Below are 17,900 nucleotides of genomic sequence, written 5' to 3' on the forward strand. Positions count from 1 at the left end.
GGTCAGGCGGAGGGCAGGGCGCGGACCATGACGCCGATGAACTGGTCGTCCCGGACGAAGCCGAAGTCGCGGGAATCCCAGCTGGTGTCCGGGTTGTCGCCCAGCACGACCAGGGCGCGCGGAGGCACGACGGCCCCGGGCACATCGCGGAGGGCCAGGAAGGCCCGTCTCGGCACGGGGTCGCCGGCCACCGCGACCACCCGTTTGACGAGCAGATGCCAGCCGGGGTCGTATCTTTCCGGCACCTTGTCCGCGTCGGCAGGGTCCAGGCCCGGCGGCAGGCCGTCCACGGCCGGCGGGTTGGGGATCTTGACGACCACGATCTGGCCGGCGTGGACCCGCCTGGTCCTGCGGACGAGCAGCCTGTCGCCGGAGCGCAGAGTGGGTTCCATGCTGGGCCCCTCGACGGTGGCGACCAGGTAGCGCCGGCGGATCCACCACAGCGACATCCCCAGCGCCAGCAGTCCGGACGCCGGAAGCAGGAGCTTGCCGATCTTCACTGCGCCTCCTGGTATCCCGCGGCCTGGAGCCGGAACAGGCGGGCGTAGTGGCCGTCCGCGGCGAGCAGGACCTCGTGCGGTCCCCGTTCGGCGATCCGCCCTTCGTGGAGCACGGCGATGAGGTCGGCGTCCCGCACGGCGCTCAGCCGGTGGGAGATCAGCAGGCTCGTGCGGCCCGCCCGGTGCTCCCGGATGCCGGCGTGGACCTCGTGCTCGGCCTCGGGGTCCAGACCGGAGCTGGGCTCGTCCAGGATCATCAGGTCCCTGCCGTCACGGACCAGGGCTCTGGCCAGCGCGAGGCGTTGCCACTGCCCGCCGGACAGCACCACTCCCGTCTCCGGATCGCCCTTGTCGGCCTCGGAGAAGAAGACGCGGGTGAGCAGCGTGTCGTAGCCGCGCGGCAGGCCCGAGAGCGTCTGGTGCACCCCCGCCCGGACGGCCGCCTCCTCGATCCGGGCCGGGTCGTCCAAGGCGGGCAGGTGGCCGAGCCCGATGTTCTCGGCGGCGGACATGTCGTAGTTCATGTGGTCCTGGAACACGGCGCTGATCCGCTCCCGGAGATCGGCGGGCGGGATGTCCCGCAGATCGACGCCGTCCCACAGGATCCGGCCGCGGGTCGGGTCGTACATCCGCGACAGCAGCCTGATGAGGGTGCTCTTGCCGGCGCCGTTCAGCCCCACGAGGGCGACCGACCGCCCGTGCGGGATCGTCAGGTCGACCCCGCGCAGCACCCAAGGGTGGTCGTCGCTGTAGCGGAACCAGACGTCCCGCAGTTCGATGCCCTGGCGCAGCGCGGGGGCCGTGCCCCGGTCCGCGCTGGGCAGGTCCGGCTCGGCCCTGGTCACCGCCACGTAGTGGGAGAAGGTGAGGAGCCGCTGGTGGACGGACGCCAGGGACGAGACGAGCGTGTCGAGCGCGGCCTGCACCCCTGCGACGGCCGCGACGAACATGGCGACGTCGCCGACGCTGAGGGAGCCCCGGCGGGCCGCCGTGACCGCCCACCACAGGCCGGCGCCCGCGACCGCCGCGCTCAGCGTGGTGAGGCCGCCCTGGGTGACCAGCTCCCGGCGGTCCATCCGCGCTTCGGCGATGTCGGCCCTGCGCCGCTCGGCCATCATCCGGGCGCGCAGGAACGCGCCGATGCCGAACAGCCGGATCTCCGTGGCGGCCTGGACGCCGGTGAGCAGCCGGGAGTAGAAGAACTCGCGGCGGTGGATCCGCTCGATGTCCCATTGCATGGTGGCCCGCCTGCGCGACAGCAGCAGTTCGGCGATGAGCGCCGGGACGGCGGCCAGCAGCACCAGCGCGGTCATGGCGGGACTGAGGATCAGCAGGGACGCGACGAACCCGGCGAGCGACAGCACGCCGTTCAAAGTGCCGCAGACTCCGCTGACGAGGTCGCCGGTGGTTCCGGCGCCCTCCTGCGCGAGCCGCAGCCGGTCGAGGAACACCGGATCCTCGAAGCGCCGCAGGCCGACCTGCCGTTCGGCCGCCGCGAACAGCCGGTCGATCGCGTCGGCGCGCGCGAGGCGTCCGGTCTGGGCGCGCAGGTAGCGGCCGATTCCGGGGAGGGCGGCGGCGGCCAGGCCGGCCGCCGCCAGCCCGGCCGCGAGGCCCGCGACCGCGCCGCCGGGAGTGGTCAGCCGGTCGATGACCGTCTTGGTCAGCCACGCCGTGGCGATCGGGGCCGCCGCCTCGGCGAGCGTCACGAAGCCGTAGCCGGCGACCCCTCCCGGCGCCGCCCGCCAGGTCAGCGCCATGGCCTCCACGGCGGCCGAGGCCAGTTCGCGGGTCCCGGTCCGCCGGCTCGCGCCGGGATCGCTCATGCGGTCGAGGCGAGGGGAAGGTCCTCCAGGCGTCCGCCGGCGGCGACGACGTGGTGATCGGAGCCGAGCAGGTAGAGCGCGGGGGTCCACGTGTTCTGGAACGCGCCCGCCACCGGGCCGTCGAAGTCCTCCACGATCACGCGGGCCACCGGCGCGAGCGCTTCGACCGCCTCCGCGTCGTCCCCGCCGACCACCGCCAGCACGTTCTCCCGCCCGAGGGCGCGGGCGTGCTCGGTGAAGCGGGGAAGCAGCTTGTGGCAGGGCTCGCATCCGGCGGAGAAGAACCCCACCAGACCGGTGACCGTGTCGTGGGACACCGGTTCGCCGTCGATGGTCACGGCGGTGAACGCGCCGACGGGCGAGCCGGGCCCCAGGACGAGGGGAGGCCCGGCGTGCTGGACGCCTCCCCCGCCGGTCCGCCGCATCTGACGGACGAGGCCGAGGGTGAGGATCAGGTTGAGCACGCACAGCACGCCGATGAGCACGACGGCGGCGGTCAGGTAGGGCATCAGGCGTTCCTCGCGAAGAGATCGGCGATGTCGTCGAGGGAGGCGATCAGGAGCGCCGCGATGAGTCCCGCCGCACCTGCGATGACCGCCCCGGCGAGGACGGGCGCGCCGCCCGGCGACAGCCCGCCGAGGACGGCCGCGGTGATCAGCAGGCCGTTGCGCACCAGGTGCCGGGGGCCGAGGGGGGCCGCGGACGCACCGAAGCAGCGGCAGGGGGCGGTCTGTCCCCGTCCCAGCGCGCGGGCGATCGCCACGGTGAACGCGACGAGCAGGGCGCAGGCCAGCGCGAGGCCGTACGAGGTGGCCGGCGGCACCGCGACCATGATCGGGACCAGCGCCTCCAGCACGACGACCGCCATCGCCAGCGGCCGCAGGAGTTCACGCCGGGCAGGGACGAGCGCGGGCAGGGAACGTCGGAAACCCTCGAGATCCCGCAGCTTCGACACCGCGCTCATCGCGAAGACCAGTGCGACCAGGCAGGCGCATCCGATCCGTACGTACTCCATCCACGCACCTCCACCGCCATGGCGGGCGGCGGCGGCCGGCCGCCGCCCGCGGACGCTTATCGCGGCGACGTCAGCAGGTGCCGACCCTGACCGTCGTGCACCCCTCGTTCAGGCAGCACTGGCGAAGGTACCTGACCCCACCCGAGCAGTAGTAGTAGTTGCTGCACCCGGCCTCCACGGTCACCTTGTGGGCGACACGCGTCAGCAGACGGTCGACGAGACCCAGCATGATGTCTCCTCTCCGGCCCCGAGGGGCGAGATGATGGTGATCACGATGATCCGGTCTTCCGAATTACGGCGCAACGGTCGAGATCATTTTCATGAACGGTGCACAGGATGTCCAGGTTCGCCCGCTTTTGGTCATCAGATATCCCGCCGACGGAAGGGCCGGAACCCGGTCACCGGTCGGACACCGGCGTTCCGCCCGGCACGGCCGCCCGGGTATCCCGTGTCCCGGCGGCAGGGCATGCCCCCTGGGCGGCCCGATGAGACGATCATGGGAGGATCGCATAATGCGCTATATCATCATCGGCGCCGGTGCGGTCGGCGGGACGATCGGCGGCCGGCTCGCGGAGAACGGGCACGACGTCGTCCTGGTCGCACGGGGCGCCCACCTGGAAGCCCTCCGCCGGGACGGCCTGCGCCTGATCTCCCCGCACGGCGCGGCGACCGTCGCGGTCACCGCCGCCGGTGGGCCCGAGGAGCTCGACCTGCGCGAGGACGACGTGCTCGTGCTCGCCGTCAAGACCCAGGACACCGCCGCGATGCTGCAGGAGTGGGCGCCGCGCCCGGTCGCCGGCGGCGGCGCGGCGGCCGACGCGCTGCCCCTGGTCTGCGCCCAGAACGCCGTCGAGAACGAGCGGATCGCGCTGCGCCTGTTCCGCCGCGTCTACGGCATGTGCGTGTGGCTGCCGGCGCTGCACCTGGAACCCGGCACGGTCGTCTCCCACGGGGCGCCGCTGTCGGGGATGCTCACCCTCGGCCGCTACCCCCGCGGCGCCGACGAGACGGCCGAGCGCATCGCCGCCGACCTGCGCGGCAGCATGTTCGCCGCCCCGGTGGACCAGAACGTCATGCGCTGGAAGTACGCCAAGCTGCTCGGCAACCTCGGCAACGCCCACCAGGCGATCTGCGGCCCGGTTCCCGGCTCGCAGCCGCTGATGGAACGCCTGCTGGCCGAGGGCAGGGCCGTGCTCGACGCGGCCGGCATCGCCTACACCCCTCCCGAGGAGGAACGCCGCACCCGCGGCGACCAGGTCAACGAGACGGCGGTCGACGGGGTGGACCGGCCGGGCGGCTCGTCGTGGCAGAGCCTGGCCAAGGGCAGCGGCTCGATCGAGGCCGACTACCTCAACGGCGAGATCGTGCTGCTCGGCCGGCTGCACGGCGTGCCCACCCCGGCCAACGAGACGGTGCGCAGGGTCGCCGGCGAGTTCGCCCGCGAGCACCGGCCGCCCGGTTCGATGACCATCTCCGCCCTGCTCAAGCTCGTAGAGGAGGAGGCCGCGGCCCCGCCGCCCATGTGACGGGCGGTCCCGCGGGCCGGTCGCCTAAGCTGCTGGTATGTATCGGGGAAGGATCGGCGGGCTGTACCGCTGGCCGGTGAAGTCGCTGCGCGGCGAGCGGGTCGCCGCCGCCCTGCTGGACGCCCGCGGGATGGCGGGCGACCGCGCGTACGCGCTCGTCGACGAGCGTCCCGAACGCGCGGGCACGCGGCTGACCGTGCGCCAGATCCCGCGGATGCTCGACTGGGAGGCCGCCTACCCGGCGACCTGTGACGGCTCTCCGGAACCTCCAGGGCCGCCGGTGCTGTACTCGGCGAGCGGTGCGGCCTGGGCGTGGGACGACCCCGGCCTGCCCGCCGCGCTGGCGGACGCCTTGGAGATGCCGGTGTCGCTGCGCGCGGCCGACGGGCAGCAGGACCGCGGGCCGACGCTGCTGGTGACCTTCGAGGCCTCACGCCATGCCCTCGAGGTGGAGATGGGTGCCCCGGTGGAGATCGAACGCTTCCGTCCCAACCTGCACCTGGAGCTCGACGCCCCGGCGTTCGCCGAGGAGTCCTTCAGCGGCGCGGTCGCGATCGCCGTCGGCGACGTCGTCCTCGGCACGACCGGCCGGCACACCGGGCCGTGCGTCAGGTGCGCGGTGCCGAGCTGGGATCCGCACGGGCGCGAGCGGTGGCCGGAGCTGCAGAAGCACCTGATCTCCGGCCACGACAACACGTTCGGCCTGATCATGCGGGTGGTACGCCCCGGCGCCGTCCAGGTCGGCGATCCGGTGACCGTGTCGCTCACGGCACCGGCGGCGGACCACCACACCGGGTGAGGAGCCGAACCGCACGCGTTCGGCGTCAGTGAGCGGTCACCGAACCGGGCAACGCCCCCAGAGGCGGTCAGAACGCCGGGCGGGGGCCGCCGGCGCCGAAGTGGGTCTCGTGGTCCCACAGGTGGGTGCAACCCGGGCACTGCACGTGCAGGACGCTTCCCGTGGTGCTGAGCAGGTAGCGCCAGTGGTCGCGGCAGTTGCGGCCCGAGCCGCAGTCGGCGCAGTGCCGGTCGTCGCGGCATCGGGGGCAGGGGATCCAGGCGCGGCGGCCGATGTCGGCGTCGGGGTCAATCGGCAGCACGGCCGGCCTTCCGCCGCGGGAGCACCCCGGCGGCCACGAGCATGTCGTAGGTCTCCGACTGCCGCGCGTCCAGGCCCGAGTAGAGCAGGTCGTAGGCCTCCTGCTCACCCCGCATCGCCTCCAGCGGATCCCAGTCCGGGCCGAGCGCGGCGACCACCTCGGCGCGGCGGCGTACTTCGTGGAGCGAGAGGTCCATCTCGAAGAGGATGGGCGGATGACCGGTGTCGTGGCTCATGACGCGACTTCCCGTGGGCGACCGATGACAAGACATTTGTCCGTTTCAATACCATATGTCGCCTTTGGGGGTGATGCCAGCTCCTTCGCGTTGCCACGGCGTGACGCTCCTCACGCCACCGCGTGACCGGCCCCCGACGGGGACGGCGAGAACGGCGGGGCCGGCGGAGCTCAGACCGGGCCGGCGGAGCCGTCCTGGGCCGCCAGGGAGTGGTCGATCGTCGTGAGGTACACGGACTTCCCGGGCCCGAGCGCCTCGCCGGCGATGCGCGCCAGCACGCGATGCGACAGAGAGGTCAGCATCAGCGTCTCTTCAGGGGTGAGCAGGTCGATGAACAGCCCGCGGACGACCTCGACGTACCCGGGCACCGCGGCCGCGATGGCGCCCGCGCCCTCCTCGGTCAGCCTGATGATCGTCCCCCGCGCGTCACCGGGGCAGTCTTCGCGGGCGAGCAGGCCCCGCTTCTCCATGCGCCGGAGCTGGTGGGAGAGCCTGCTGCGGTCCCAGTCGATCTTCAGGCGCAGCTCGCGAGCGCGCAGCCGCCGATCGGGGGCCTCCATCAGCGGCAGCAGCAGCTCGAAGTCGGCGGTCGAGAGGCCGGCCTCGGTGAGCCGGCGCTCGATCGCGGCGTCCAGCCGGTGACGCATGTCGCCGAAGGCCCGCCACATGAGCTGTTCCCGCTCGTCCAGCCACCCCTCACGCGTCACATCGCCGATCCTACCGACCACCGCCCCGCCCGCGCCCCGGACGGCCGGGCCGTCCCGCGGCCGCGCGCACCGGGCGGGATCGGGCGCGCATGCGGCCCGCTCATCGGCACGGCCGTGTACGCGGGGGCGCCGAGGGCAGCAGGAACGGGGGGCGGCGTATGGGCGAGGGCGATCGGGAACACCGGGAAACACCGAGGGACATCGGGGGACATCGGGAACTCGGTGGCCGCGCCGGTAGTTGGACGTCCTAGAATTTATTAGGACGTCCTAGTAACTTGCCTGAGGAGATCCGGTGCACGTACCTGCCAACCCCGTGCGCGTGGTGACCGCTGCCGCGCTGTTCGACGGGCACGACGCCGCCATCAACATCATGCGCCGCATCCTGCAGTCCCAGGGCGCCGAGGTCGTCCACCTCGGCCACGACCGCTCGGTGCAGGAGATCGTCACCGCGGCGGTCCAGGAGGACGCCCAGGGCGTGGCGATCAGCTCCTACCAGGGCGGCCACGTCGAGTTCTTCACCTACCTGGTGGAGCTGCTGCGCGAGCGGGGCGCCGGGCACGTCAAGGTGTACGGGGGCGGCGGCGGGGTGATCGTGCCCGAGGAGATCGCCCTGCTGGAGAGCCGCGGCGTGACCAAGATCTTCTCCCCCGAGGACGGCCAGCGGCTCGGCCTCGCCGGCATGATCAACACGCTGGTCGAGGCGTGCGACGTCGACCTCGCGGCCGATGGCGAGCCGCCCTCGGTGCTCGGCGGCGACCAGCGGGCCGTGGCCCGCGCGATCACCTACGTCGAGGCCGGCAAGGCCGGCGCGTCCTACCTGCAGGCGCTGCGCGAGGCGGGCGCGGCCCGCCGGGTGCCGGTGCTCGGCATCACCGGGACCGGCGGGTCGGGCAAGTCCTCCCTCACCGACGAACTGGTCCGCCGGGTGCGCGCCGACTACGAGGACAAGCTGCGCGTCGCCGTCATCGCGGTGGACCCCACCCGGCGCAGGGGCGGCGGCGCCCTGCTGGGCGACCGCATCCGCATGAACAGCCTCGGCGGCGACCGGGTGTTCTTCCGCTCGATGGCCACCCGCGGCTCCCACGAGCTTCCCGATCACCTGAACGACGTGATCGCCGTCTGCCAGGCCGCCGGGTTCGACCTGGTGATCGTCGAGACGCCCGGCATCGGGCAGGGCGACGCCGCCATCGTCCCCTTCAGTGACGTGTCGCTGTACGTCATGACCCCGGAGTTCGGCGCGAGCTCCCAGCTCGAGAAGATCGACATGCTGGACTTCGCCGACGTGGTCGCGATCAACAAGTTCGACCGGCGCGGCGCGCAGGACGCGCTGCGCGACGTGCGCCGCCAGCTCGTGCGCAACCGCCAGGCCTTCGGCGCCTCCCCCGAGGAGATGCCCGTCTACGGCACCGTCGCCTCGCGCTTCAACGACGACGGCGTCACCGCGCTCTACCACCGGCTGCGCGACCTGCTCGCCGAGCGCGGCCTGCCCGACAGCTTCGGGCTGCTGCCGAAGACCCCGGTCACCACCTCCAGCCTGGCCTCGGCCATCGTGCCCCCCTCCCGGGCCCGCTACCTGGCCGAGATCGCCGAGACCGTGCGCGAGTACCACCGCCGCACCCGGGTGGAGGCCGAGGCGGCGCGACGCCGCCAGCAACTGCGCCAGGTGCGCGAGCTGCTGGCCGCAGAGGGCGGCGACGCCGCGTCGCTGGACAAGCTGGACGCGCTGGGCGACCGGGCCGAGCAGGAGCTGTCGCCCGGCAGCCGCGCCCTGCTGGAGGACTGGCCGCGGACCGTGGCCGCCTACTCCGCCGACGAACTGGTGGTCACCGTCCGCGGCAAGGAGCAGCACACGCCGCTGTGGCGCACCACGCTCTCGGGCAGCCGCGTGCCGCGCGTGGCCCTGCCGCGCTACACCGACCACGGCGAGCTGCTGCGCTTCCTGCGCGCCGAGAACCTGCCCGGCCGCTTCCCCTTCACCGCCGGGGTGTTCCCGTTCAAGCGGGCCGACGAGGACCCGATCCGCATGTTCGCCGGCGAGGGCGACCCGTTCCGCACCAACCGGCGCTTCAAGCTGCTGTCGCAGGGCCAGCCCGCCGTGCGGCTGTCCACCGCGTTCGACTCGGTGACCCTGTACGGCAACGACCCGGCCGAGCGCCCGGACGTGTACGGCAAGGTGGGCACCTCCGGGGTGTCGATCGCCACGCTGGAGGACATGAAGGCGCTGTACGACGGCTTCGACCTGTCCTCGCCGGCCACCTCGGTGTCGATGACCATCAACGGACCGGCCCCGACCATCCTGGCGTTCTTCCTGCACACCGCGGCCGACCAGGCGCTGGACCGCTTCCGCGCCGACAACGGCCGCGAGCCCACCGCCGAGGAGGCGGCCCGCGTGCGCGCCGCGACGCTGTCCACGGTGCGCGGCACCGTGCAGGCCGACATCCTCAAGGAGGACCAGGGGCAGAACACCTGCATCTTCTCCACCGACTTCTCGCTGCGGATGATGGCCGACGTGCAGGAATGGTTCATCGCCAACGACGTGCGCAACTTCTACTCGGTGTCGATCTCGGGCTACCACATCGCCGAGGCCGGGGCGAACCCGATCACCCAGCTGGCCTTCACCCTGGCCAACGGGTTCACCTACGTGGAGGCCTACCTGGCCCGGGGCATGGCGATCGACGACTTCGCGCCGAGCCTGTCGTTCTTCTTCTCCAACGGCATGGACCCCGAGTACAGCGTGCTCGGCCGGGTGGCGCGCCGGGTGTGGGCGGTGGCCATGCGCGACCGCTACGGCGCGGGCGAGCGCGCGCAGAAGCTCAAGTACCACATCCAGACCTCCGGGCGGTCGCTGCACGCCCAGGAGATGAACTTCAACGACATCCGCACCACCCTCCAGGCCCTGATCGCGATCTACGACAACTGCAACAGCCTGCACACCAACGCCTACGACGAGGCGGTCACCACCCCGAGCGCCGAGTCGGTGCGCCGCGCCATGGCCATCCAGATGATCATCAACCGCGAGTGGGGCCTGGCGGTGAACGAGAACCCGCTCCAGGGCGGCTTCGTCATCGACGACCTCACCGACCTGGTGGAGGAGGCGGTGCTGGCCGAGTTCGAACGGCTGTCGGAGCGCGGCGGCGTGCTCGGCGCGATGGAGACCGGCTACCAGCGCGGGCGCATCCAGGACGAGTCACTGCTGTACGAGACCCGCAAGCACGACGGCTCGCTGCCGATCATCGGGGTGAACACCTTCCGCAACCCCGGCGGCGCGGTCGAGCACGGCTCGCTGGAGCTGGCCCGCGGCACCGAGGAGGAGAAGCACGGCCAGCTCGAGCGGCTGCGCGACTTCCAGCGGCGGAACGCGGCCGAGGCGCCCGAGGCGCTGCGGCGGCTGCGGGAGGCCGCCATGTCCGACGGCAACGCCTTCGCCGCGCTGATGGACGCCGCCCGGGTGTGCTCGCTCGGGCAGATCACCGAGGCGCTGTTCGAGGCGGGCGGCCAGTACCGGCGCAATGTCTGAGCCACATGTGAGCCACGCCTGAGCCGTGGCGGCATGACGACATGACGACATGACGACGGACCCGGGCGGGGCGCCCGGGTCCGTCGCGAGGTCCTCTACCGCGAAGGCGGCTCAGGTGTGGCGCCAGCGGGCCTCGCAGAAGCAGTAGGCGGCGAAGACGACCAGGCCGGCGGCCACCACGGCCAGCAGCCACGGGCCGAGCGGGGTGTCGGCGAACGACCGCAGCGTGGAGTCGATGCCCTTGGCCTCGTCGGGGTTGTAGGTGATCGCCGCGTGGACGAAGAAGACGCCGGCCGCCGCCGCGATCACGCCGCGGGCGCAGTAGCCGATCATGCCGAGCTTCTCCACGACGCCGCGGGTGGCCGGCGACATCTCGGCGGTGCTCAGGTGCTTGCAGAACTTCTTGGTGACGCCCGAGTAGATCCAGTAGAGGCCGAGGCCGATGACGCCGAGGCCGACGGCGCCGACGATCCACTGCCCGCCCGGCCAGTCCATGACGGTGGCGGTGAGGTCCTTGGACTTCTCGTCGCTCGACTGCCCGGTGGTGCCGCGCAGCAGGAAGCTGAGAACGGTGCCGACGACCAGGCCGTAGACCACGGCGCGAGCGGCGGCCTCCACGCGGTGCCGGACGTCCAGGCCGCTGTTGACCACGGCCTCCGACAGCTGCCAGACGGCCAGGGCGAGGAACCCGAGCGCCATGAGCCACAGCAGGACGGTGCCGAACGGCTGCTCGGCGACCGTGCGCACGGCTCCGGTCTTGTCGGCCTCCTTCCCGCCGCCGCCGAAGGCGATCTGCAGGGCCAGGATGCCGATCAGGGCGTACAGGACGCCCCGGCAGGCCATCCCGAACCTGGCGAGACGGTCGAAGGTCCGGCTGTTGGTCGCCTGCCGCGCGGCTCCGCGCGCCTGGTGACCTGCTGAGGCCACGGAGTTCATGGGCCGCTCCTTTCGATACGCCCTCCCTTCTGCACATTTAGCCGGGAAGTAAACGTGCTATGCCGATCATGGACCCGGGCCTTCGCGTGGCGCGGCGGCCGGCCGGGGATGAAGGCGGCATGAGGGTACTGAAGACCACCCGCCGCAGGCTGACCGGCGCGGGCCGCGGCGCGGTCCACGACGGGCCCGCCGCGGTGCCGCTGGTGCTGGCCGCGCCGGCCGCCGCCGCCCTGGTGCTGCTTGCCCTTCCGGTGGCGGCACTGGTGCTGCGGGCGCCGTGGGCGGGGCTCGCCTCCCGCCTCGCCGAACCGGCCCTGCTGCGGGCGCTGTGGCTGTCGCTGGTCACCTCCGTGGCCGCCACGCTGGGCTGCCTGGTCACCGGGGTCCCGCTGGGGTGGATGCTCGCCCGCGTGGACTTCCGGGGCAGGCGGGCCGCGCGCGCCCTGGTCAGGCTGACGCTGCTGCTGCCTCCGGTGGCCGGAGGAATGGCGCTGCTGCTGGCGCTGGGCCGGGGTGGCCCGGCGGGCGCGCCGGGTGTCTCCTACGCCGTGGCGGTGATGTGCGCACAGGCGTTCGTGGCGATGCCGTTCCTGGTCGCCACGGTCGAGGGCACGCTGAACCGGCAGGACGCGCGCGTCGAGGAGGCGGCGGCCCTGCTCGGCGCCTCCTCCTGGACGGTGTTCCGCCGCGTCGCCCTGCCGCTGCTGGCGCCCGGCGCCGCGGTCGGCGCCCTGCTGTGCTGGGCGCGGGCCCTCGGCGAGTTCGGCGCGACGATGGTGTTCGCCGGCGGCCTGGCCGCGGCCGCGCCCGCCGCGCCGCCCGCGGTCTACCTGGCCCTGCGCGGAGACCCGCAGGCCGCCGTCGCGCTCAGCCTGGTGCTGCTGGCGGTGCCGGCGGCGATCCTCGCCTGCCTGCGGGGACGCTGGGCGGGCCCGGCATGATGCTGGACGCCCACCTGGTCGCCGCGTACCCGCCGTTCTCGCTGGACGTGCGGCTGCGGGTCCCCGCCGGGGAGGTCGTCGCCCTCGCCGGTCCGAGCGGTGCGGGCAAGACCACCGCCCTGCGCCTGCTCGCCGGGCTCGCCGCCCCCGCGGGCGGGTACGTCCTGCTCGACGGCGCTCCTTTGTACGCACGCCCGCCGGGCCGCCGGTCGGTCGGCATGGTGCTGCGCGACCCGCTGCTGTTCTCCCATCTCAGCGTCCTGGACAACGTGGCCTTCGGGCCGCGCTGCCACGGCGCGGGCACCGCCGAGGCCCGCCGGGCCGCGACCGCCTGGCTGCACGACGTGGGCCTGGGCGCCCTGGCGCGGGCCACGCCGGGCGAGCTGTCACGCGAGCAGGCGCAACGGGTGGCGCTGGCCCGCTCGCTGGCCGCCGGCCCCCGGGTGCTGCTCCTGGACGAGCCGCTGGCCGGTGTCGCCGACCGCGCGCGTCCGGAGCTGCGGGACCTGCTGCGCCGCCACCTGTCGTGCTTCGCCGGGCCCTGCGTGCTGGTCACCCACGACCCGGCGGAGGCCACGGCGCTGGCCGACCGGCTCGTCGTCGTCGAGAACGGCGCGGTCGTGCAGGACGGCACGCCCGAGGAGGTCGCCCGCCACCCCCGCACCCGCTATGCCGCGCGCCTCACGACCTCCTAGGGGTCGCTCCCGGAGCACCGCGATGAGGTCACGTACGCTTATAGGGCCGGATGTGCTTTGCCACGCCCCTGTGTGGGCAGAGGTAAAGAGCTGGGATCGCGACGGACACCCCCGCGTTGCCAGGCCCGCGTTGTGAACTTCGTGGAAGGAGCGGCCGCCGATGCCGAGGCAGATCGTCGCCAACCAGCCCCCCAGCGCCGGCGAACTGGAAGCGCGGGTCCACACCCTCGAGGTCCAGGTCGCCCATCTGACCGAAGCGGTGCGGTCGCTGACGGCCAAGGCCGCCGAGGCCGCCACGCGCGCCGCAGACTAGCGGCCCGCCGCCGGCCGGCTTCCCCCCGCGACCTGCCACACCCACGTGCGACGGGTGTGGTGCACTTGTCATGGGGGCAAGAGGGGGGATCACGGTGAGCGTGTGGCACCGCTGGTCGGTCAAGGGGCGTTTCACCCTGTTCGCAGGTCTGATCGCGGCCCTGCTGTCCACACTGCTGTCGGCGGCCATGCTGGTGGCCGTCAACCGGTACGCCAGTGAGTACCTCACCGAGGAGGTCGCCGCGGCGGCCCGCCGCGTCACCGTGGTGTTCGAGCAGGGCACGCTGCCCGCGCCGATCCCCCACGAGCAGGTGCGCAATCTGCAGGTCGTCGACTCCCAGGGGCGGGTCGCCGCCTCCTCCGACATCCTGCGAGGCAAGCCGCCCATGGCCTCCTTCACTCCTCCCCCGGGCGAGGAGCAGGCGGTGCGCCGGGTGTGCGACCGCGTCTTCCCGCACGGCGAGTGCCAGATCGTCGTGGCCCGCCGGACCTTCCACGCCGGCCGCGAATGGATCGTCTACGCCGCCGCGCCGCCCATCCGTCCGTGGGTCCACCCGCTGCTGGCCGCCTTCGCGGTCGCCGCGGTGCTGTCGGTCGTCGCGGTGACCGTCTACGGCAGCCACCGGCTGGTGACCGGGTCGTTGTCGCCGGTGAACGCCATCCGCGCCGAGCTCGACGAGATCGTCGCCACCAGCCCGGGCCGGCGGGTGCCGGTGCCGGCCGCCAACGACGAGATCCACGGCCTCGCCGACAGCGTCAACCACACGCTGGACCGGCTGGAGGAGGCGATGGAGCGTCAGCGGCGGTTCGCCTCCGACGCCTCCCACGACCTGCGCAGCCCCATCACCGCCATGCGCGCCGAGGTGGAGGAGGCCCTGCTCGCCCCCGGCGAGACCGACGTGAACGCGATGAGCCGCTCGTTGCTGAGCAGCCTGGACCGGTTGCAGGCCATCGTGTCCGACCTGCTGCAGGTCGCCCGGCTGGACGCCGGCACGCCCGTCACCCGCGAGCCGGTGGATCTGGCCGAACTGGTCGCCGGCGAGCTGGAGCGCCGTCAGAGCCGCCTGAGGATCGGCAAGGAGCTGGAGCCGGGCGTGGTGGTGATGGGCGACCGGGTGCGGCTGGCCCGCCTGTTCACCAACCTGATGGACAACGCCGAGCGGCACGCCGCGACCTCGGCCACCGTCAAGGTGTGCACGCGCATCGGCGACCGGCCCGGCGACCCGCGCTTCTCGCACGGCACGGCCATCATCGAGGTGCTCGACGACGGGGCCGGCATCTCCCCGGACAAGTGGGAGATCATCTTCCAGCGGTTCACCCGCCTGGACGCCGCGCGCAGCAAGGACGCCGGCGGCACGGGGCTCGGCCTGTCGATCGCGCGGCAGATCGCCGAGACGACCGGCGGCTGCCTGACGATCGAGCCCAGCGAGCGCGGCGCCCGCTTCGTGGTCCGCCTCCCGCTCGGGCCGCGGCACGTCGAGCCGGTCTGAGGGCGCGGAAAGGGCCGGCCCCGCGGCTCAGGAGGGGCCGCGCAGCGCCGAGGCGGGGACGGGGATGGCCGGGAAGGGATTGTCCGGGAGCAGGATGACCCGGCGCGGCTCGGCCACCGTCGTGGCGGCGTGCAGGTGCAGCAACGCCGAGCCGATGCCCGCGGCGCCGATCATGTACCCGGTGTCGGCGGTGACCTCCCAGGGACGCAGCCGCCGGTAGGCCTGGTACCAGCGGTGGCCGGCGTCGTCGTGCCCGGTGGCGCGGCCTATCAGGTCGTCGGCCAGGAGCTGGGCGAAGTTGAGGTGCGACCGCGCGCCGGTGGCGGCCCACAGGCCGACGAACAGCTCCACCAGCCCGGCCGCGCCGCAGCACTGACAGGCCACGTTCCAGAAGCCGGGGGTGCGGCGCCGCGGGACGCCGCTGCAGGCGATGCCGGCGGCCAGCCGCTCCATCCAGTCGAGGTGGCCCTGCTCGCCGGTCACGCGGTGCATCTCGTAGAACAGCCGGGCCACCCCCGCCGACCCCGAGCACAGACCGAGGTAGTGCAGGGTGCGTCCCTGGGGGACGTGGTGCGGAACGAAGACGTGCTTGTCGGTCACCACGCTGACGGTGCGGACGAAGTCGGCGCCCCGGCGCGCGGCTCGCAGGAACCGCTCGTCCCTGGTGACACCGTACAGGCGGGCGAGCAGGAAGGCGGTGCCGGCCGTGCCGGACAGGAACCCGGGCGTGACCGCGTCCACCGGCAGGTCGGCGCAGCCCTCCTCGCCGAACCGGTGCCCGGGGACGACGAGGCCGGCGACGCGCTCGCCGGCCTCCACGGCGATCCGTTCGTACTCGGGAACCCCGAGGATGCCCGCGGCGTGCAGCAGGCCGAGGATGATGCCGCCGTCGCCGCGCTGCGCCGGGTCGCCCGTCCAGCCGACGCCGGCGGGCAGGCGGCGCGCGCGGCGCACCACCTGGTCGGCCGCGTCCCTGGCGGCGACCGAGAAGCTCTCCTCGCCGGTGGCCCACCCGGCCTCGGCCAGCGCGAACACGATGCCGGTGAGGCCGTGGTAGAGGGACAGGTCGGCCTCCTCCCGCCAGGTGGCGGCCAGGTAGCGCGCGCCGTTCCTGGCCTCCTCCAGGTAGGCCTCGTGACCGGTGGCCGCCGCCAGCTCCAGGAAGTACAGCACGACGCCCGCGGCGCCCGCGTACAACGAGCCGGGCCGGCCGGACCGGGCCGAGCGTCGTCCGGGGTCGGGGTTGGCGCGCCAGTGGCGCCCGCGTTCGTCGTCGACGGCGGCCGACCGGATCCAGCGACCGGTGGAGATGGCCGCGGCCAGCGGGCTCTCGCCTCGGGGCCACGACGGGTGGCTTGGGTCCGGGCTCATGTCGCCTCCTCTGCGCGGCCCAGTCTACCTATGTATTTGGTAGGAAAACTAGACAATGCTTCGGCATCCGGTCACGGCACACGGCCGGCCCCATCACCGCCCGCAGCAGAAACAATCTCACAGAGACCGGCCCCGCAGGAGCCTCCAGCGCTCCTCGTGAGCCATATTTCCCCGCGAACCCGGCCCGATCGGATGGGATGCCCCCTTATCCATGGTCTGCCAGGCAGGAGACTATGGATAATCGCTGGGGCACTTGCGGCGTTCATCCCCTTCGGCGAGCCGGTTCGATCGGCCGGGCCCGCCGGCGCCGGGTGTGCAGCGGGACGGGCGCCGGGCACTCTGGAACTCGACACGGTCTCGATGAAGGGATGGCCACGTGAGCGGCACTGGCGACACACCGATTCTGGCCGACTCGGTACGGACCACCGACGAGGGGGTGGACATCCTTGACCGCAGGGTCTACCCGTTCCAGCGCCGCTGGGTGCACTGCGCCACCGCCGAGGACGTCGCGGTGGCCATCGAGCAGATGGTCACCCAGAGCCACGGCCCGCTGTTCGCCGCCACCGCCGGCATGACCCTGGCCGCCCGCGAGGCGCGGCGCGCCGGGCCGGGAGCCGCCGCCGAGAGCCTGCGCGCCGCCGGCCGCCGGCTCATCGCCACCCGGCCGACCAACAACCACATCCGCGACGCCGTCACCGCCATCCTGGCGGCCACCGTGGACGGGCCGCTGGCGCTCGCCTCCGGGGAGGAACTGGTGACGGCCGTCGCCGAGGCGGCGACCGCCCACGACGCCACCTACCGCGCGGGCGCGGACGCGCTCGGCCGCAACGCCGCCGCGTTGCTGGAGGACGGCGCCCGCGTGCTCACGCACTGCTGGGGCGACGCCTACCTGGTCGCGGCCGTGCGGGCGGCCGAGCGCATGGGAAAGCGGCTGGAGTTCGTCTGCACCGAGACCCGCCCCTACCTGCAAGGGGCGCGGCTCACCGCGGCGACGCTGGTGGAGATGGGCTACCGGCCCACCGTCATCACCGACGGCATGGTGCCCTCGGCGCTGGCCGACGGGCTGGCCGACGTCGCGATGACCGCCTCCGACCGGGTGACCATGGACGGCCACGTGGTGAACAAGGTGGGAACGCTCGCGGTGGCGCTCGCCGCCCGGGCCTTCGGCGCGCCGATGTACGTGCTCGCCCACGCCCCCGACCCACTGTCCCCCGGCATCGCGGACGTCGAGATCGAGCACCGTGACGGGGAGGAGGTGCTGCACGTCCTCGGCACGCGCACCGCGGCCGAGGGCACCCGCGGTTACTATCCGGCCTTCGACGCCACGCCGCCCCATCTGATCACCCGCATCGTCACCGAGCACGGAGCCTTCGAGCCCGCCCGCGTGGCCGACCACTTCGCCGTCCCGCCCGGCGGCTCCACCACCCCCGATGCCACCACCCCGCACGCCGCGGCTTCGAATGCCGCCGCCCCAGGGTCCGCCGCCCCAGCGTCCGCCACTGCAGGTTCCGCCGCTCCGAGTGCCGCCGTCTCCGGCGCCGTCGTCCCGCCCCGTTTCCCCGCACCGCCCGGCGTCCCCTCCATGCCCGGCATCCCCGCCACGCCTGGAGCCCCCGCCACCGGCGTGTTCGCCGCTCCCGGCGCCCGTACCCCGGCCGGCGGCTCCACGCCCCCGGCTCCTCCCCCGCGCACGGCGACATGAAGGCCGACCGGGCGGGAGAGCCGGGCC

The 17,900-nt window shown here is 73.4% G+C and carries 18 protein-coding genes; 8 read left to right on the top strand and 10 right to left on the bottom strand.

From position 1 onward, the window contains the following. Positions 1–2: 2 nt before the first annotated feature. From ACWEN6_RS29585 to ACWEN6_RS29605, 5 genes are all read right to left on the bottom strand, one after another. Positions 3–500, bottom strand: coding sequence for a S26 family signal peptidase (locus tag ACWEN6_RS29585; RefSeq protein ID WP_354920772.1), 498 nt, complete (start codon positions 498–500; stop codon positions 3–5). After that, positions 497–2,326 carry an ABC transporter ATP-binding protein gene (locus ACWEN6_RS29590; protein WP_354920775.1) on the bottom strand — a complete coding sequence of 610 codons (1,830 nt, stop codon included), beginning with the start codon at positions 2,324–2,326 and terminating at the stop codon, positions 497–499. The genes ACWEN6_RS29585 and ACWEN6_RS29590 overlap by 4 nt, the downstream gene beginning before the upstream one ends. Beyond that, positions 2,323–2,835 carry a TlpA family protein disulfide reductase gene (locus ACWEN6_RS29595; RefSeq protein ID WP_354920777.1) on the bottom strand — a complete coding sequence of 171 codons (513 nt, stop codon included), beginning with the start codon at positions 2,833–2,835 and terminating at the stop codon, positions 2,323–2,325. The genes ACWEN6_RS29590 and ACWEN6_RS29595 overlap by 4 nt, the downstream gene beginning before the upstream one ends. Next, positions 2,835–3,341 carry a MauE/DoxX family redox-associated membrane protein gene (locus ACWEN6_RS29600; RefSeq protein WP_354920780.1) on the bottom strand — a complete coding sequence of 169 codons (507 nt, stop codon included), beginning with the start codon at positions 3,339–3,341 and terminating at the stop codon, positions 2,835–2,837. Before ACWEN6_RS29600 ends, ACWEN6_RS29595 begins: the two co-directional genes overlap by 1 nt. Positions 3,342–3,411: 70 nt before the next feature. Further along, positions 3,412–3,570 carry a hypothetical protein gene (locus ACWEN6_RS29605; RefSeq protein WP_354920783.1) on the bottom strand — a complete coding sequence of 53 codons (159 nt, stop codon included), beginning with the start codon at positions 3,568–3,570 and terminating at the stop codon, positions 3,412–3,414. 283 nt (positions 3,571–3,853) lie between these two features. On the opposite strand from ACWEN6_RS29605, the gene ACWEN6_RS29610 reads away from it, so the two are divergent. Both ACWEN6_RS29610 and ACWEN6_RS29615 read left to right on the top strand, forming a co-directional pair. Then, a complete protein-coding gene (locus ACWEN6_RS29610; RefSeq protein WP_354920786.1) occupies positions 3,854–4,867 on the top strand; it encodes a ketopantoate reductase family protein in 1,014 nt (337 codons plus the stop codon). 37 nt (positions 4,868–4,904) lie between these two features. Beyond that, complete coding sequence (locus ACWEN6_RS29615; protein ID WP_354920789.1) at positions 4,905–5,666, top strand: MOSC domain-containing protein; 762 nt, start codon at positions 4,905–4,907, stop codon at positions 5,664–5,666. A gap of 67 nt (positions 5,667–5,733) precedes the next feature. Here ACWEN6_RS29615 and ACWEN6_RS29620 read toward each other — a convergent pair whose 3' ends face one another. From ACWEN6_RS29620 to ACWEN6_RS29630, 3 genes are all read right to left on the bottom strand, one after another. Then, on the bottom strand, positions 5,734–5,967 hold the full coding sequence (locus ACWEN6_RS29620; RefSeq protein WP_354846688.1) for a hypothetical protein: 234 nt from the start codon (positions 5,965–5,967) through the stop codon (positions 5,734–5,736). Further along, positions 5,954–6,202, bottom strand: coding sequence for a DUF6400 family protein (locus ACWEN6_RS29625; protein WP_354920792.1), 249 nt, complete (start codon positions 6,200–6,202; stop codon positions 5,954–5,956). The genes ACWEN6_RS29620 and ACWEN6_RS29625 overlap by 14 nt, the downstream gene beginning before the upstream one ends. 170 nt (positions 6,203–6,372) lie before the next feature. Next, on the bottom strand, positions 6,373–6,909 hold the full coding sequence (locus ACWEN6_RS29630; RefSeq protein ID WP_354846694.1) for a MarR family winged helix-turn-helix transcriptional regulator: 537 nt from the start codon (positions 6,907–6,909) through the stop codon (positions 6,373–6,375). Positions 6,910–7,201: 292 nt separating this feature from the next. On the opposite strand from ACWEN6_RS29630, the gene icmF reads away from it, so the two are divergent. Then, a complete protein-coding gene (gene icmF, locus ACWEN6_RS29635; RefSeq protein ID WP_354920796.1) occupies positions 7,202–10,426 on the top strand; it encodes a fused isobutyryl-CoA mutase/GTPase IcmF in 3,225 nt (1,074 codons plus the stop codon). A 111-nt stretch (positions 10,427–10,537) separates the two neighbouring features. Here the strand turns inward: icmF and ACWEN6_RS29640 are convergent, their stop codons facing one another. Then, complete coding sequence (locus tag ACWEN6_RS29640; protein ID WP_452574762.1) at positions 10,538–11,362, bottom strand: DUF1206 domain-containing protein; 825 nt, start codon at positions 11,360–11,362, stop codon at positions 10,538–10,540. Positions 11,363–11,481: 119 nt separating this feature from the next. Here ACWEN6_RS29640 and ACWEN6_RS29645 point away from each other — a divergent pair, with 119 nt between their 5' ends. The 4 genes from ACWEN6_RS29645 (at position 11,482) to ACWEN6_RS29660 (ending at position 14,800) form a co-directional block, all read left to right on the top strand. Continuing rightward, a complete protein-coding gene (locus tag ACWEN6_RS29645) occupies positions 11,482–12,303 on the top strand; it encodes an ABC transporter permease (RefSeq protein WP_452574764.1) in 822 nt (273 codons plus the stop codon). Next, complete coding sequence (locus ACWEN6_RS29650; protein ID WP_452574766.1) at positions 12,300–12,998, top strand: ABC transporter ATP-binding protein; 699 nt, start codon at positions 12,300–12,302, stop codon at positions 12,996–12,998. Before ACWEN6_RS29645 ends, ACWEN6_RS29650 begins: the two co-directional genes overlap by 4 nt. Positions 12,999–13,158: 160 nt before the next feature. Further along, positions 13,159–13,311, top strand: coding sequence for a hypothetical protein (locus ACWEN6_RS29655; RefSeq protein ID WP_354846709.1), 153 nt, complete (start codon positions 13,159–13,161; stop codon positions 13,309–13,311). 94 nt (positions 13,312–13,405) lie between these two features. After that, positions 13,406–14,800, top strand: coding sequence for a sensor histidine kinase (locus ACWEN6_RS29660; protein WP_354920808.1), 1,395 nt, complete (start codon positions 13,406–13,408; stop codon positions 14,798–14,800). Between the two features lie 27 nt (positions 14,801–14,827). Here the strand turns inward: ACWEN6_RS29660 and ACWEN6_RS29665 are convergent, their stop codons facing one another. Further along, on the bottom strand, positions 14,828–16,171 hold the full coding sequence (locus ACWEN6_RS29665; RefSeq protein WP_452574768.1) for a lanthionine synthetase LanC family protein: 1,344 nt from the start codon (positions 16,169–16,171) through the stop codon (positions 14,828–14,830). 376 nt (positions 16,172–16,547) lie between these two features. On the opposite strand from ACWEN6_RS29665, the gene ACWEN6_RS29670 reads away from it, so the two are divergent. After that, entirely contained in the window at positions 16,548–17,873 is a 1,326-nt protein-coding gene (locus ACWEN6_RS29670; protein WP_452574770.1) for a hypothetical protein, read from the top strand. Positions 17,874–17,900: the final 27 nt, after the last annotated feature.

This window comes from Sphaerisporangium sp. NPDC004334 (assembly GCF_053602655.1).

What these genes read in the sequence shown, in the direction of transcription:
- ACWEN6_RS29640 (WP_452574762.1), bottom strand. Translation starts at nt 11,362, where the DNA reads ATGAACTCCGTGGCCTCAGCAGGTCACCAGGCGCGCGGAGCCGCGCGG.
- ACWEN6_RS29590 (WP_354920775.1), bottom strand. Translation starts at nt 2,326, where the DNA reads ATGAGCGATCCCGGCGCGAGCCGGCGGACCGGGACCCGCGAACTGGCC.
- ACWEN6_RS29650 (WP_452574766.1), top strand. Translation starts at nt 12,300, where the DNA reads ATGATGCTGGACGCCCACCTGGTCGCCGCGTACCCGCCGTTCTCGCTG.
- ACWEN6_RS29665 (WP_452574768.1), bottom strand. Translation starts at nt 16,171, where the DNA reads ATGAGCCCGGACCCAAGCCACCCGTCGTGGCCCCGAGGCGAGAGCCCG.
- ACWEN6_RS29615 (WP_354920789.1), top strand. Translation starts at nt 4,905, where the DNA reads ATGTATCGGGGAAGGATCGGCGGGCTGTACCGCTGGCCGGTGAAGTCG.
- ACWEN6_RS29600 (WP_354920780.1), bottom strand. Translation starts at nt 3,341, where the DNA reads ATGGAGTACGTACGGATCGGATGCGCCTGCCTGGTCGCACTGGTCTTC.
- ACWEN6_RS29655 (WP_354846709.1), top strand. Translation starts at nt 13,159, where the DNA reads ATGCCGAGGCAGATCGTCGCCAACCAGCCCCCCAGCGCCGGCGAACTG.
- ACWEN6_RS29625 (WP_354920792.1), bottom strand. Translation starts at nt 6,202, where the DNA reads ATGAGCCACGACACCGGTCATCCGCCCATCCTCTTCGAGATGGACCTC.
- ACWEN6_RS29595 (WP_354920777.1), bottom strand. Translation starts at nt 2,835, where the DNA reads ATGCCCTACCTGACCGCCGCCGTCGTGCTCATCGGCGTGCTGTGCGTG.
- ACWEN6_RS29645 (WP_452574764.1), top strand. Translation starts at nt 11,482, where the DNA reads ATGAGGGTACTGAAGACCACCCGCCGCAGGCTGACCGGCGCGGGCCGC.
- ACWEN6_RS29610 (WP_354920786.1), top strand. Translation starts at nt 3,854, where the DNA reads ATGCGCTATATCATCATCGGCGCCGGTGCGGTCGGCGGGACGATCGGC.
- ACWEN6_RS29605 (WP_354920783.1), bottom strand. Translation starts at nt 3,570, where the DNA reads ATGCTGGGTCTCGTCGACCGTCTGCTGACGCGTGTCGCCCACAAGGTG.